At 68.4% G+C, this 14612-nt stretch carries 15 protein-coding genes; all 15 read left to right on the forward strand.

What is annotated here, in order from left to right; translation table 11 throughout:
* Positions 1-39: 39 nt before the first annotated feature.
* The 15 genes from prfA (at position 40) to STRTUCAR8_RS38130 (ending at position 14568) form a co-directional block, all read left to right on the forward strand.
* Positions 40-1116, forward strand: a complete 1077-nt coding sequence (gene prfA, locus STRTUCAR8_RS38060; RefSeq protein ID WP_006381656.1) for a peptide chain release factor 1 — start codon at positions 40-42, stop codon at positions 1114-1116.
* Positions 1117-1229: 113 nt separating this feature from the next.
* Complete coding sequence (gene prmC / locus STRTUCAR8_RS38065) at positions 1230-2069, forward strand: peptide chain release factor N(5)-glutamine methyltransferase (protein ID WP_006381673.1); 840 nt, start codon at positions 1230-1232, stop codon at positions 2067-2069.
* A 53-nt stretch (positions 2070-2122) separates the two neighbouring features.
* The gene (locus STRTUCAR8_RS38070) at positions 2123-2770 is read left to right on the forward strand and encodes an L-threonylcarbamoyladenylate synthase (protein WP_006381677.1); all 648 of its coding nucleotides are present in this window, start codon (positions 2123-2125) and stop codon (positions 2768-2770) included.
* On the forward strand, positions 2767-3447 hold the full coding sequence (locus tag STRTUCAR8_RS38075) for an arsenate reductase/protein-tyrosine-phosphatase family protein (protein WP_006381660.1): 681 nt from the start codon (positions 2767-2769) through the stop codon (positions 3445-3447). Before STRTUCAR8_RS38070 ends, STRTUCAR8_RS38075 begins: the two co-directional genes overlap by 4 nt.
* 135 nt (positions 3448-3582) lie before the next feature.
* Entirely contained in the window at positions 3583-4836 is a 1254-nt protein-coding gene (locus STRTUCAR8_RS38080; RefSeq protein ID WP_006381667.1) for a serine hydroxymethyltransferase, read from the forward strand.
* 126 nt (positions 4837-4962) lie between these two features.
* Positions 4963-6315: an MraY family glycosyltransferase gene (locus STRTUCAR8_RS38085; RefSeq protein ID WP_006381664.1), complete on the forward strand. Its 1353-nt coding sequence runs from the start codon at positions 4963-4965 to the stop codon at positions 6313-6315.
* A 321-nt stretch (positions 6316-6636) separates the two neighbouring features.
* On the forward strand, positions 6637-7074 hold the full coding sequence (locus STRTUCAR8_RS38090) for a Cg1360 family ATP-synthase-associated protein (protein ID WP_006381662.1): 438 nt from the start codon (positions 6637-6639) through the stop codon (positions 7072-7074).
* 210 nt (positions 7075-7284) lie between these two features.
* Positions 7285-8124, forward strand: coding sequence for a F0F1 ATP synthase subunit A (atpB, locus tag STRTUCAR8_RS38095; RefSeq protein WP_078507440.1), 840 nt, complete (start codon positions 7285-7287; stop codon positions 8122-8124).
* 71 nt (positions 8125-8195) lie between these two features.
* Positions 8196-8426: an ATP synthase F0 subunit C gene (gene atpE, locus STRTUCAR8_RS38100; RefSeq protein ID WP_006381669.1), complete on the forward strand. Its 231-nt coding sequence runs from the start codon at positions 8196-8198 to the stop codon at positions 8424-8426.
* A gap of 42 nt (positions 8427-8468) precedes the next feature.
* Positions 8469-9035: a F0F1 ATP synthase subunit B gene (locus STRTUCAR8_RS38105; protein ID WP_006381654.1), complete on the forward strand. Its 567-nt coding sequence runs from the start codon at positions 8469-8471 to the stop codon at positions 9033-9035.
* Positions 9036-9037: 2 nt separating this feature from the next.
* Positions 9038-9853, forward strand: a complete 816-nt coding sequence (locus STRTUCAR8_RS38110) for a F0F1 ATP synthase subunit delta (protein ID WP_044473585.1) — start codon at positions 9038-9040, stop codon at positions 9851-9853.
* A 159-nt stretch (positions 9854-10012) separates the two neighbouring features.
* Positions 10013-11605: a F0F1 ATP synthase subunit alpha gene (gene atpA, locus STRTUCAR8_RS38115; protein WP_006381670.1), complete on the forward strand. Its 1593-nt coding sequence runs from the start codon at positions 10013-10015 to the stop codon at positions 11603-11605.
* Between the two features lie 20 nt (positions 11606-11625).
* Entirely contained in the window at positions 11626-12543 is a 918-nt protein-coding gene (locus tag STRTUCAR8_RS38120) for a F0F1 ATP synthase subunit gamma (RefSeq protein WP_006381672.1), read from the forward strand.
* Positions 12543-13979: a F0F1 ATP synthase subunit beta gene (gene atpD / locus STRTUCAR8_RS38125; protein WP_006381658.1), complete on the forward strand. Its 1437-nt coding sequence runs from the start codon at positions 12543-12545 to the stop codon at positions 13977-13979. The genes STRTUCAR8_RS38120 and atpD overlap by 1 nt, the downstream gene beginning before the upstream one ends.
* A gap of 214 nt (positions 13980-14193) precedes the next feature.
* On the forward strand, positions 14194-14568 hold the full coding sequence (locus STRTUCAR8_RS38130) for a F0F1 ATP synthase subunit epsilon (protein WP_006381675.1): 375 nt from the start codon (positions 14194-14196) through the stop codon (positions 14566-14568).
* Positions 14569-14612 lie beyond the last annotated feature (44 nt).

Here is a 14612-nt window from a genome sequence, read left to right on the forward strand (position 1 = left end):
CCCCACGTACAGAACGTACAGACGTTTTCAGGAGCCCCCATGTTCGAGGCCGTCGAGGATCTGCTCACCGAGCACGCCGACCTGGAGAAGAAGCTCGCCGACCCGTCGGTCCACGCCGACCAGGCCAACGCGCGCAAGCTCAACAAGCGCTACGCCGAGCTGACCCCGATCGTCGGGACGTACCGCTCCTGGAAGCAGACCGGGGACGACATCGGGACGGCGAAGGAGTTCGCCCTCGACGACCCCGACTTCGCCGCCGAGGTCAAGGAACTGGAGAAGCAGCGCGAGGAGCTCACCGAGAAGCTGCGCCTGCTGCTCGTTCCGCGTGACCCCAACGACGACAAGGACGTCATCCTGGAGGTCAAGGCGGGCGCCGGCGGCGACGAGTCCGCCCTGTTCGCCGGGGACCTCCTGCGCATGTACCTCCGCTACGCCGAGCGCGTCGGCTGGAAGACCGAGATCATCGACGCCACCGAGTCCGAGCTGGGCGGCTACAAGGACGTCCAGGTCGCCGTGAAAACCAAGGGCGGCCAGGGTGCCACCGAGCCCGGCCAGGGCGTCTGGGCCCGCCTGAAGTACGAGGGCGGGGTGCACCGCGTACAGCGCGTGCCCGCGACCGAGTCGCAGGGCCGTATCCACACCTCCGCGGCCGGTGTCCTGGTCACCCCCGAGGCCGAGGAGGTCGACGTGGAGATCAACCCGAACGACCTCCGCATCGACGTGTACCGCTCCTCCGGGCCCGGCGGCCAGTCCGTCAACACGACCGACTCGGCGGTGCGCATCACGCACGTTCCCACCGGGGTCGTCGCCTCCTGCCAGAACGAGAAGAGCCAGCTGCAGAACAAGGAGCAGGCGATGCGTATCCTGCGCTCCAGGCTCCTCGCGGCAGCCGTGGAGGAAGCGGAGAAGGAGGCCGCGGACGCCCGCCGCAGCCAGGTCCGCACCGTCGACCGCTCCGAGAAGATCCGTACGTACAACTTCCCGGAGAATCGTCTCTCGGACCACCGCGTCGGCTTCAAGTCCTACAACCTCGACCAGGTGCTGGACGGCGACCTCGACGCGGTCATCCAGGCCTGTGTCGACGCGGACTCCGCAGCGAAGCTCGCGGCGGCGTAACACCCCGTACGAGCCCAGTACGAGCAAGCCCAGTACGGCCCCGTACGAGTCACGAGTACCGGAGGACCAGCGTGCAGCAGAACATTGGGGGACGGCCCCCGAGCCCCCGCAGCTTGCTGCTCGCGGAGGTGGCCCAGGCCACCCAGCGGCTGGCCGACGCGGGCGTGCCCTCGCCGCGCAACGACGCGGAGGAGCTCGCCGCGTTCGTGCACGGCGTGAAGCGGGGCACGCTGCACACCGTCAAGGACACCGACTTCGACGCCCGCTACTGGGAGGTCATCGCCCGCCGCGAGGCCCGCGAGCCGCTCCAGCACATCACCGGGCGCGCCTTCTTCCGCTACCTGGAACTCCAGGTCGGGCCGGGCGTGTTCGTGCCGCGCCCCGAGACCGAGTCGGTCGTCGGCTGGGCCATAGACGCCGTCCGCGCGATGGACGTCGTCGAGCCGCTGATCGTCGACCTGTGCACCGGATCCGGTGCCATCGCGCTCGCCCTCGCCCAGGAGGTCCCGCGCTCCCGGGTACACGCCGTGGAACTGTCCGAGGACGCGCTGGCGTGGACCCGCAAGAACATGGAGGGGTCCAGGGTCGACCTGCGGCAGGGCAACGCCCTGGACGCCTTCCAGGACCTCGACGGCCAGGTCGACCTGGTGATCTCCAACCCGCCGTACATCCCGCTCACGGAGTGGGAGTACGTCGCCCCCGAGGCCCGGGACCACGATCCCGAACTCGCCCTGTTCTCGGGCGAGGACGGCCTCGACCTCATCCGGGGCCTGGAACGCACCGCACACCGTCTGCTGCGCCCCGGCGGCGTCGTCGTCGTCGAGCACGCGGACACCCAGGGCGGCCAGGTGCCGTGGATCTTCACCGAGGAACGCGGCTGGGCCGACGCGGCCGACCATCCGGACCTCAACAACCGCCCGCGCTTCGCGACCGCCCGCAGGGCGACGCCGTGAGCATCACCCACACTTTCTACCCCCAGCAGTACGTGTACGAGGAGGCCCGCTAAATGGCTCGGCGATACGACACCAACGACGCGACCGACCGCACGACCGGTCTGCGCGAGGCCGCGTCCGCCGTCCGCCGCGGCGAGCTGGTGGTCCTCCCGACCGACACGGTCTACGGCATCGGGGCCGACGCGTTCTCCTCCGAGGCCGTCAACGACCTGCTGGAGGCCAAGGGCCGCGGCCGTGGCATGCCCACGCCCGTCCTGATCGGTTCCCCGAACACCCTGCACGGCCTCGTCACGGACTTCTCCGAGATGGCCTGGGAACTCGTCGACGCCTTCTGGCCGGGCGCTCTCACACTCGTCGCCAAGCACCAGCCGTCCCTCCAGTGGGACCTGGGCGACACCCGGGGCACGGTCGCCGTGCGCATGCCGCTGCACCCGGTGGCCATCGAGCTGCTGACGGAGGTCGGCCCCATGGCGGTCTCCTCCGCCAACCTGACCGGCCACCCGTCGCCCGAGGACTGCGACGCCGCCCAGGAGATGCTCGGCGACTCGGTCTCCGTCTACCTGGACGGCGGCCCCACGCCCGGCATCGTCCCGTCGTCGATCGTCGACGTCACGGGCAAGGTGCCGGTCCTCCTGCGGGCCGGCGCGCTGTCGGCCGAGGAGCTGCGCAAGGTGGTCCCCGACCTCGAGGTGGCGAATTGACAGCCCCTGACGCGGGGCGTGGCATAGGCACGCGTCAGGGGGTCACGGGGGCTCAGCAGTGGAACGGGGCCTCGCGGGACGCCTTCCGCATCCTCCATGTCAGCACCGGCAACGTATGCCGCTCACCGATCACCGAGCGGCTGACCCGTCATGCCCTGGCGGACCGGCTCGGCGACCCGCTGTGGGGCGGCCTGATCGTGGAGAGCGCCGGTACGTGGGGCCACGAGGGCGCGCCCATGGAGGCCAACGCGGAGGCGGTCCTCGCGGAGTTCGGCGCGGACCCCTCCGGCTTCACGGGGCGCGAGCTGCTCGACGAGCACGTGATCCGGGCGGACCTCGTGCTGACGGCCACGCGGGACCACCGCGCGCAGGTCATCTCCATGGGCCATTCGGCGGGCCTGCGCACCTTCACGCTGAAGGAGTTCACCCGCCTGGTGAAGGCGATAGACCCGGCGACCCTGCCCCCGCTCGACGACGGCATGATCGAACGGGCACGCGCCCTGGTCCGCGCCGCGGCGGCTCTACGCGGGTGGCTTCTGGCGCCCACGGCGGAGGCGGACGAGGTGTACGACCCGTACGGGGCGCCCCTGACGTTCTTCCGGTCGATCGGGGACGAGATACAGCTCGCGCTGGATCCGGTGGTGACGGCCCTGACCGGGGTGCCTGCGAAGGCATGAACGCCCGCTGTCCTGCCCCTGGGTGTCGTTGTGCGGCTGCCGGTCCGTCGTGGCTGGTCGCGCAGTTCCCCGCGCCCCTGTAGGGCCTTACGGCCTACATTGGACGTACGTCACCGTCGACGTCCGGAGTCCACCATGTCGGTCACGCGTGCCCTTGAGGGCGATCTCGCAGATGATGTGCTGCGCCGGCAGGACCCGGAACTCGCCGAGGTCCTGCTCGGGGAGGCCCAGCGGCAGGCGACGACGCTCCAGCTGATCGCCGCCGAGAACTTCACGTCGCCCGCCGTGCTGGCCGCGCTCGGCTCGCCGCTCGCCAACAAGTACGCCGAGGGGTATCCGGGCGCCCGGCACCACGGCGGCTGCGAGATCGTCGACGTCGCCGAGCGCGTGGCCGTGCGGCGGGCCAGGGCCCTGTTCGGCGCCGAACACGCCAACGTCCAGTCCCACTCCGGGTCTTCGGCCGTTCTGGCCGCCTACGCCGCCCTGTTGCGCCCCGGCGACACCGTCCTCGCCCTCGGCCTGCCCTACGGCGGCCACCTCACCCACGGGTCGCCCGCCAACTTCTCCGGGCGCTGGTTCGACTTCGTCCCCTACGGGGTGGACGCGGAGAGCGGCCTCATCGACTACGAGCAGGTGCGCGCCCTCGCCCGTACACATCGTCCCAAGGCGATCGTCTGCGGGTCGATCTCCTATCCCCGGCACATCGACTACGCCGCCTTCCGCGAGATCGCCGACGAGGTCGGCGCCTACCTCATCGCGGACGCCGCGCACCCCATCGGGCTCGTCGCCGGGGGAGCGGCGCCCAGTCCCGTGCCGTACGCCGATGTCGTCTGCGCCACCACCCACAAGGTGCTGCGCGGGCCGCGCGGCGGGCTGCTGCTGTGCGGCGCGGAGCTGGCGGAACGGGTCGACCGGGCGGTTTTCCCGTTCACGCAGGGGGGCGCTCAGATGCACACGATCGCCGCCAAGGCGGTCGCCTTCGGCGAGGCGGCGACGCCGGCCTTCACGGAGTACGCCCATCAGGTGGTCGCCAACGCGCGGGTGCTGGCGGCGGGGCTGGCCGCCGAGGGGCTGGTCGTCACCACGGGCGGGACCGACACGCATCTCATCACGGTCGATCCGGAACCCCTGGGCGTGGACGGACATGCCGCGCGGGGCCTGCTTTCCGCCGCCGGAGTGGTTCTGGACTGCTGTGCGCTGCCCCACGGGGAGGCACGCGGCCTGCGGCTCGGGACGGCGGCGCTGACCACGCAGGGAATGGGGGAGGCAGAGATGGCGCGGATCGCGGTGCTGTTCGCGGGTGTGCTGCGTGGGGCCGCCGGGAGCGGTGGGGCGCGTGAAGAAGTGCGGGAGCTGGCCGGTAGATTTCCGCCGTATCCCGGGCGGTGAGGGGTAGACGTCAACGCGTGCACAGCCGTACGTGCAACCATCGTCGCTACCCGGAAGTCCCCATCCTTATGCGTCCCTCGCTAGGGTGTGGGGCCTGGATGACCAGCGAGACCTGTGGGGAAGCCCGTGCGTGAATACCTGCTGACGCTCTGCATCACGGCCGCGGTGACGTATCTGCTGACAGGGCCGGTACGGAAGTTCGCGATCGTGGCCGGAGCGATGCCGGAGATCAGGGCCCGTGACGTGCACCGGGAACCCACTCCGCGGCTCGGCGGGATCGCGATGTTCTTCGGGCTGTGCGCCGGACTGCTGGTCGCCGACCACCTCACCAACCTGCACGAGGTCTTCAGCAAGTCGAACGAGCCGAGGGCGCTGCTCTCCGGTGCCGCGCTGATCTGGCTGATCGGCGTCCTGGACGACAAGTTCGAGATCGACGCCCTGATCAAGCTCGGCGGGCAGATGATCGCCGCCGGCGTCATGGTCATGCAGGGTCTGACGATCCTGTGGCTGCCGATCCCGTCCGTGGGCAACGTGGCGCTGACCCAGTGGCAGGGCACCCTGCTGACGGTCGCGCTGGTCGTGATCACCATCAACGCGGTGAACTTCGTCGACGGCCTGGACGGTCTCGCGGCCGGCATGGTGTGCATCGCCTCGGCCGCGTTCTTCCTCTACGCCTACCGGATCTGGGTGTCGTACGGCATCGAGGCCGCCGCCCCGGCCACCCTGTTCGCCGTGATCCTGATGGGCATGTGCCTCGGCTTCCTGCCGCACAACATGCACCCCGCCCGTATCTTCATGGGCGACTCCGGGTCGATGCTGATCGGGCTGGTGCTGGCGGCCGGCGCGATCTCCATCACCGGGCAGATGGACCCGGACGCGATGAACCTGTTCTCCGGGTCCGAGCGCGAGACCGTGCACCAGATGGTGCCGGTCTACATCCCGCTGCTGATGCCGCTCACCATCATCGCGATCCCGGCCGCCGACCTGGTGCTGGCCATCGTGCGGCGCACCTGGCGCGGACAGTCGCCGTTCGCGGCCGACCGGGGGCATCTGCACCACCGGCTGCTTGAGGTCGGGCACTCGCACAGCAGGGCCGTTCTGATCATGTACTTCTGGTCTGCGCTCATCGGCTTCGGCGCCCTGTCCTACTCGGTCAACAACGCGTCCATGTGGATCGTCCTCAGCGTGGTGGTCCTGAGCGCGATCGGACTCGTCCTCCTGCTGCTGCCGCGCTTCGCACCGCGCACCCCGCGCTGGGCCGAGCGGTTCGTGCCGCCCCGCTACCGGCGCAGCCGGACGGCGGAGGCCGAGGCGACGGCGCCCGCGGCCTCGGTGCCCGCGCTGGCGGCCGAGGTCGGGGAGTCCGCCCCGGAACACCGCGCTCCGGTGCGGGCCGGGGTCTCGGGAGTCAACGGGGCGACCGCGATCAGCTCCCGTTCACGGCGTCTGGAGCAGCCCAAGGCGGGATCGTCGCGCTGACCGCAAGGTAAGAATCTGACTAACGCTTTGCTTGAAACAGAGAGAGCACAGGGGTAGTAGGGGGTGGGTAAAGCGCCCAATACCAGACAAGTCGGCGCTGATTCTGCACAGACGTGCAGGTTCACTCTCATGTGTGACACCGAGCACACCTTCGAGGTAAAGACCTCATCAAATAGTTTGTGATACGGTTCACGAGAACCCCGGACAGAGCCGAAGGACCGCAGTGCGACGGTCGGTTGGCGTGAGTTTCACCGCTCGAACCGGGGACTACGCTCGTCCATGACGACACCCCACGCCCCCTGCGAAAGCGGAGTTGCCGCCATGCCGTCCAATGACGTCCGGACCCTGCTTCAGGCCGCTGTGCCCACAGCCGGCGTCGGCGCTCTCGCCGCCGTCATCGGTGCTGTGGTCGCGGGCGCCGAAGGAGCGGTCGGAGCGGTCGTCGCGACGGTGGTCGTGATCCTTTTCATGGGAATCGGGTTCTACGTTCTGCAGCGCACTGCCAAAACGCTTCCGCATCTGTTCCAGGCAATGGGCCTGATGCTGTACGCGGCTCAAATTCTTCTGCTGTTCATCTTTCTCGCGGCGTTCAAGAACACGACGCTGTTCAACCCCAGGGCCTTCGCGCTCACGCTGGTCGCAGGCACGCTCGCCTGGATCGCGGCGCAGGCGCGAGCCCACATGAAGGCGAAGATCCTTTACGTTGAACCCGACTCCATGACGGGGGACAGGCCCGAAAAGACGGGGCACTCGTCGTGAGAGGTAGGGCCGGGATAAGCGCGTGGGAGAGATCCTGCTATCGTCCGGTGCCAACTGCGGCATCGCGGGCGCGGGCATCTGAGCTGACGCCTGCTCAATCGCGAGGCTTGATGCCCCACAGCCGCCCCCACATCCGAAACACCAGTCCAGTGCCGACCCGCGGCTGTGTGCCGCGCCGACACAACGAGGTTGCCGTACCTATGCGCCACGCTGAAGGAGCCCGCGGTGAGTGCTGACCCGACGCAGGTGCTCGCCTTCGAGACCGATTGCCACCTCTTCGACGGTTGTGGCTTCCCGGCTCCGGGCCTGCATTCGTTCATGTTCGAGCCGCTTTGGGGCGACGCCGACGGCAACGGGCTCTACTTCAACAAGCCCATGCTGCTCGCTCTGCTCGGTTCCATCATCGTGGTGGGGTTCTTCTGGGCCGCTTTCCGCAAGCCCAAGATGGTTCCCGGCAAACTGCAGATGGTCGCCGAGGCCGGTTACGACTTCGTCCGGCGCGGCATCGTCTACGAGACGATCGGAAAGAAGGAGGGCGACAAGTACGTACCGCTTGCCGTCTCGCTCTTCTTCTTCATCTGGATGATGAACATCTGGTCCATCATCCCGATCGCCTCGTTCCCGGTGACCTCGATCATCGCCTACCCGGCGGTTCTCGCGGCCATCGTCTACATCACCTGGGTCTCACTGACCTTCAAGCGACACGGTTTCGTCGGCGCCTTCAAGAACTTCACGGGCTACGACAAGACGCTGGGCGCGGTGCTCCCGCTGGCCATGACGATCGAGTTCTTCTCGAACCTGGTGGTCCGCCCGTTCACGCACGCCGTGCGACTGTTCGCGAACATGTTCGCCGGTCACACCCTGCTGCTGCTCTTCACGATCGCCAGCTGGTACATGCTGAACGGCATCGGCATCGCGTACTCGGGTGTCTCCTTCGTGATGGTCATCGTGATGACCGCCTTCGAACTCTTCATCCAGGCAGTGCAGGCGTACGTCTTCGTCCTCCTGACCTGCACCTTCATCCAGGGCGCGCTCGCCGAGCACCACTGAGTCGTCCGCCTTACCAAGAGACATCCGGTGGCCAACCCCCACCGGTCACTGAAAGAGAAGGAAGAACCGGCATGTCCGCTCTCCAGACCCTTGCTGCGGTCGAAGGCAACCTCGGCTCCATCGGTTACGGCCTCGCCGCGATCGGCCCGGGCGTCGGCGTCGGCATCATCTTCGGTAACGGCACCCAGGCTCTTGCCCGTCAGCCCGAAGCTGCCGGCCTGATCCGTGCCAACCAGATCCTCGGCTTCGCGTTCTGTGAGGCGCTGGCCCTCATCGGCCTCGTCATGCCGTTCGTCTACTAAGACGAACCACGACGACAGCCCCATTCGACGAAAGGCACTGATGTGAGCCACGCACACGCACTGGTTCAGCTGGCGGCCGAGGCGGAGAAGGAAAACCCTCTCATTCCGCCGTGGCCGGAGCTTGTCATCGGCCTGATCGCCTTCGTCATCGTCTTCGGCTTCCTCGCCAAGAAGCTCCTCCCGACCATCAACAAGGTTCTGGAAGAGCGGCGCGAGGCCATCGAGGGCGGTATCGAGAAGGCCGAGGCCGCTCAGACCGAGGCCCAGAGTGTCCTCGAGCAGTACAAGGCGCAGCTCGCCGAGGCTCGGCACGAGGCCGCGCGCCTGCGCCAGGAGGCGCAGGAGCAGGGCGCCACGCTCATCGCCGAGATGCGCGCGGAAGGCCAGCGGCAGCGCGAGGAGATCGTCGCCGCCGGGCACTCGCAGCTCGACGCCGACCGCAAGGCCGCCTCGTCCGCGCTCCGTCAGGACGTCGGCAAGCTCGCGACCGAGCTGGCCGGCAAGCTCGTCGGTGAGTCCCTCGAGGACCACGCGCGGCAGAGCCGCGTGATCGACCGCTTCCTCGACGGCCTCGACGAGACCGCCGCGAAGGCCGAGGCGACTCGATGACCGTGCACGGAGCCAGTCGCGAGGCTGCCGCCGCCGCACGGGAGCGTCTCGACGCGCTGACGGACTCGACGTCCGCCGACGCGAAGAAGCTGTCCGACGAGCTGGCTTCGGTCACCGCGCTGCTGCACCGCGAGGTGTCGCTGCGTCGGGTCCTCACCGACCCGGCGCAGTCCGGGGAGGCCAAGGCCGGACTGGCCCAGCGTCTCCTCGGCAGCCAGGTCGGCGGGCCCACCTCCGACCTGGTGTCCGGCATGGTGCGCTCCCGCTGGTCGCGTTCGCGTGACCTGGTGGACGCGCTGGAGGAGCTGGCGGACATCGCCGACCTCACGGCCGCCCAGCAGGCGGGCGCGCTCGACAACGTCGAGGACGAGCTGTTCCGGTTCGGCCGGATCGTCTCCTCGAACACCGGGCTGCGCGCCGCGCTGACCGACCGTGCCGCGACGACCGGCGCCAAGAGCGAGCTGCTGCGCAGCCTGCTCGGGGGCCGGGCCGCCGCCACGACCGAGCGTCTGGTGACCCGCCTGGTGACCGCGCCTCGGGGACGTAGCCTGGAAGCGGGACTCGAGTCCCTGTCCAAGCTCGCCGCCGAGCGCCGGGACCGCATGGTCGCCGTCGTCACCTCCGCGGTCCCGCTGAGCGACCCGCAGAAGCAGCGCCTCGGCGCCGCCCTCGCGAAGCTCTACGGCCGTCAGATGCACCTGAACCTGGACGTGGACCCCGAGGTCCTCGGCGGGATCCGGGTGCTGGTCGGCGACGAGGTCATCAACGGCAGCATCGCGGACCGCATCGAGGACGCCGGCCGCCGCATGGCGGGCTAGCCCGCCCGGCAGTCACGCACCACGCAGCAACTCAATACTCGTAGTACGTACTTGAATGCGGCCCTGGTTGGGCCGTGCAGAGGATTCACCTCTTTTTGGGGGGAGTCCCCATCCCCCCAAGTGAAACTTCGGGCCCAACAAGGAGAGCAGGGAACCCAGATGGCGGAGCTCACGATCCGGCCGGAGGAGATCCGGGATGCGCTGGAGACCTTCGTCCAGTCGTACAAGCCGGACGCGGCCTCGCGCGAGGAGGTCGGCACGGTCACCCTCGCGGGTGACGGCATCGCGAAGGTCGAGGGCCTGCCCTCGGCCATGGCCAACGAACTGCTGAAGTTCGAGGACGGCACCCTCGGGCTCGCGCTCAACCTCGAAGAGCGCGAGATCGGTACCGTCATCCTCGGCGAGTTCAGCGGCATCGAGGAGGGCCAGCCGGTCACCCGTACCGGCGAGGTCCTTTCCGTGGCCGTCGGCGAGGGCTACCTCGGCCGCGTCGTCGACCCGCTCGGCAACCCGATCGACGGCCTCGGCGAGATCGAGACCAGCGGTCGTCGCGCCCTGGAGCTGCAGGCTCCGGGCGTCATGGCGCGCAAGTCGGTGCACGAGCCGATGGAGACGGGCTACAAGGCCGTCGACGCGATGACCCCGATCGGCCGCGGCCAGCGTCAGCTGGTCATCGGCGACCGTCAGACCGGCAAGACCGCTCTGGCCGTCGACACGATCATCAACCAGCGTGACAACTGGCGCACGGGCGACCCGAAGAAGCAGGTCCGCTGCGTCTACGTCGCCATCGGTCAGAAGGGCTCGACCATCGCCTCCGTGCGTGGCGCCCTCGAAGAGGCCGGTGCGCTGGAGTACACGACCATCGTCGCCGCCCCGGCGTCCGACCCGGCCGGCTTCAAGTACCTTGCGCCGTACACCGGTTCGGCCATCGGTCAGCAGTGGATGTACGAGGGCAAGCACGTCCTCATCATCTTCGACGACCTCTCGAAGCAGGCCGACGCCTACCGCGCCGTGTCCCTGCTGCTGCGCCGTCCGCCGGGGCGCGAGGCCTACCCCGGTGACGTCTTCTACCTGCACTCCCGCCTTCTGGAGCGCTGCGCGAAGCTCTCCGACGAGCTGGGCGCCGGCTCGATGACCGGTCTGCCGATCGTCGAGACCAAGGCCAACGACGTCTCGGCGTTCATCCCGACCAACGTCATCTCCATCACCGACGGCCAGTGCTTCCTGGAGTCGGACCTGTTCAACGCCGGTCAGCGCCCCGCGCTGAACGTCGGTATCTCCGTCTCCCGAGTCGGTGGTTCCGCGCAGCACAAGGCGATGAAGCAGGTTTCCGGCCGACTGCGCCTCGACCTCGCCCAGTACCGTGAGCTGGAGGCGTTCGCCGCCTTCGGTTCCGACCTGGACGCGGCGTCGAAGTCGCAGCTGGAGCGCGGTCAGCGACTGGTCGAGCTGCTCAAGCAGGCTCAGTACGAGCCGATGGCCACCGAGGACCAGGTCGTCTCCGTCTGGGCGGCGACCACCGGCAAGATGGACGAGGTCCCGGTCGCGGACATCCGTCGCTTCGAGAAGGAGCTCCTGGAGTACCTGCACCGCAAGGAGCAGGGCCTCATGACCTCCATCAAGGAGGGCGGGAAGATGTCGGACGACACCCTCACCGCCATCGCGGACGGCATCACGGACTTCAAGAAGCAGTTCGAGACGTCGGACGGCAAGCTGCTCGGCGAGGACACCCCTGCCGCTGCGGGCAAGTGACGACGGAAGGGACCTGAATCATGGGAGCCCAGCTCCGGGTCTACAAGCGTCGCATCAAATCCGTCACCGCGACCAAGAAGATCACCAAGGCGATGGAGATGATCGCCGCCTCGCGTGTCGTCAAGGCGCAGCGCAAGGTGGCGGCCTCCGCGCCGTACGCGACCGAGCTCACCCGCGCGGTCACGGCGGTCGGCACGGGCTCGAACACCAGGCACCCGCTGACCACCGAGGCCGAGACTCCGACCCGTTCCGCGGTACTGCTCCTCACGAGCGACCGCGGTCTGGCCGGCGCCTTCAACGCCAACGCCATCAAGGCCGCCGAGAAGCTCACGGCGCGACTTGAGGCGGAGGGCAAGGAGGTCGACACGTACATCGTCGGCCGCCGCGGCCTGGCCCACTACAACTTCCGCGAGCGCAAGGTCGTGGAGTCGTGGTCGGGCTTCACCGACGAGCCCTCGTACGCGGACGCGAAGAAGGTCGCGGGTCCGCTCATCGAGGCCATCGAGCAGGAGACGGCGGACGGCGGCGTGGACGAACTCCACATCGTCTTCACCGAGTACGTCTCGATGATGACGCAGAACGCGGTCGACGACCGTCTGCTGCCGCTCAGCCTCGACGAGGTTGCCGCGGAGTCGACGGGCAAGGGCGAGATCCTTCCGCTGTACGACTTCGAGCCGTCGGCGGAGGACGTCCTCGACGCCCTGCTGCCGCGGTACGTCGAGAGCCGTATCTACAACGCGATGCTCCAGTCGGCTGCTTCCAAGCACGCCGCCACGCGCCGCGCGATGAAGTCGGCGACCGACAACGCGGGAGAGCTCATCACCACGCTCTCCCGACTTGCCAACGCGGCCCGACAGGCCGAAATCACCCAGGAAATCAGCGAGATCGTCGGTGGCACCGCAGCCCTGGCCGACGCGACCGCGGGGAGTGACAGGTAATGACGACGACAGTTGAGACGGCCGTTGCCACGGGCCGCGTCGCCCGGGTCATCGGCCCGGTCGTCGACGTGGAATTCCCCGTCGACGCCATGCCGGAGATCTACAACGCCCTTCACGTCGAGGTGGCCGACCCGGCCCTCGACGGCGCGAAGAAGACGCTGACCCTGGAGGTCGCCCAGCACCTGGGTGACGGCCTGGTCCGCACCATCTCCATGCAGCCCACCGACGGTCTGGTCCGCCAGGCCGCGGTCACCGACACGGGTACGGGCATCACCGTCCCCGTCGGTGACTTCACCAAGGGCAAGGTGTTCAACACCCTCGGCGAGGTTCTGAACACCGACGAGACGTACACGGGCGAGCGCTGGTCCATCCACCGCAAGGCCCCGCGTTTCGACGAGCTCGAGTCGAAGACCGAGATGTTCGAGACCGGCGTCAAGGTCATCGACCTTCTCACCCCGTACGTCAAGGGTGGAAAGATCGGCCTGTTCGGCGGTGCCGGCGTCGGCAAGACGGTGCTCATCCAGGAGATGATCTACCGCGTCGCCAACAACCACGACGGTGTCTCCGTGTTCGCCGGTGTCGGCGAGCGCACCCGTGAGGGCAACGACCTCATCGAGGAGATGGCGGAGTCCGGCGTCATCGACAAGACCGCCCTGGTCTTCGGTCAGATGGACGAGCCCCCGGGCACCCGTCTGCGCGTGGCCCTGGCCGGTCTGACCATGGCGGAGTACTTCCGCGATGTGCAGAAGCAGGACGTGCTGTTCTTCATCGACAACATCTTCCGCTTCACGCAGGCCGGTTCCGAGGTCTCGACCCTGCTCGGCCGTATGCCCTCCGCGGTGGGCTACCAGCCGAACCTGGCCGACGAGATGGGTCTCCTCCAGGAGCGCATCACCTCGACCCGTGGACACTCGATCACCTCGATGCAGGCGATCTACGTTCCCGCGGACGACCTGACCGACCCGGCCCCGGCCACCACGTTCGCCCACCTCGACGCGACGACGGTTCTCTCCCGTCCGATCTCCGAGAAGGGCATCTACCCGGCCGTGGACCCGCTGGACTCCACGTCCCGCATCCTGGACCCCCGCTACATCGCGGCGGACCACTACAACACCGCGATGCGCGTCAAGACGGTCCTCCAGAAGTACAAGGACCTTCAGGACATCATCGCGATCCTCGGTATCGACGAGCTGGGCGAGGAAGACAAGCTCGTCGTCCACCGTGCCCGTCGCGTGGAGCGCTTCCTGTCCCAGAACACCCACGTCGCCAAGCAGTTCACCGGCGTCGACGGGTCGGACGTACCGCTGGACGAGTCGATCACCGCGTTCAACGCGATCATCGACGGCGACTACGACCACTTCCCGGAGCAGGCGTTCTTCCTCTGCGGTGGCATCGAGGACCTCACGGCCAACGCCAAGGAGCTGGGCGTCTCCTGACCCCCGCGCTCTGAACAAGAGGGGCAGGGGAGCACCCTTCGCGGGGTGCGTCCTGCCCCTCTCCGCACTACCTCTGCTGCATTGCCTGGGGATAACCCCCAGACCCCCAGCCGAAAGCCTGGGGACAGGCCCCGACACATTGGTGCTCGGAGCCCTACTAGACTTATACGCAACACCCGGTGACCCAACCGGGTGGTGACCCGAGGAGCCAACCTTGGCTGCTGAGCTGCACGTCGAGCTGGTCGCTGCCGACCGTAAGGTCTGGTCCGGCGAGGCCACCCTGGTCGTCGCGCGCACCACGTCCGGCGACATCGGCGTCATGCCCGGTCACCAGCCGCTGCTCGGTGTGCTGGAGTCGGGCCCGGTGACCATCCGTACGAGTGATGGTGGAACGGTCGTCGCCGCGGCGCACGGCGGTTTCATCTCGTTCGCGGACAACAAGCTGTCGCTGCTGGCGGAGATCGCCGAGCTGGCGGACGAGATCGACGTCCAGCGCGTGGAGCGAGAGCTCGAGCGCGCGAAGGCGGAGGGCGACGCCTCCGCCGAGCGGCGTGCGGACGTCCGACTGCGGGCCGTGGCGGCGCGCTGACCACAGCGCCCGAGTGTGATGCTTTGCCTCAGCCGCGGCTGGGA

Origin of the sequence: Streptomyces turgidiscabies Car8, from assembly GCF_000331005.1 — a bacterium.
GTDB classification, from domain to species: Bacteria; Actinomycetota; Actinomycetes; order Streptomycetales; family Streptomycetaceae; genus Streptomyces; species Streptomyces turgidiscabies.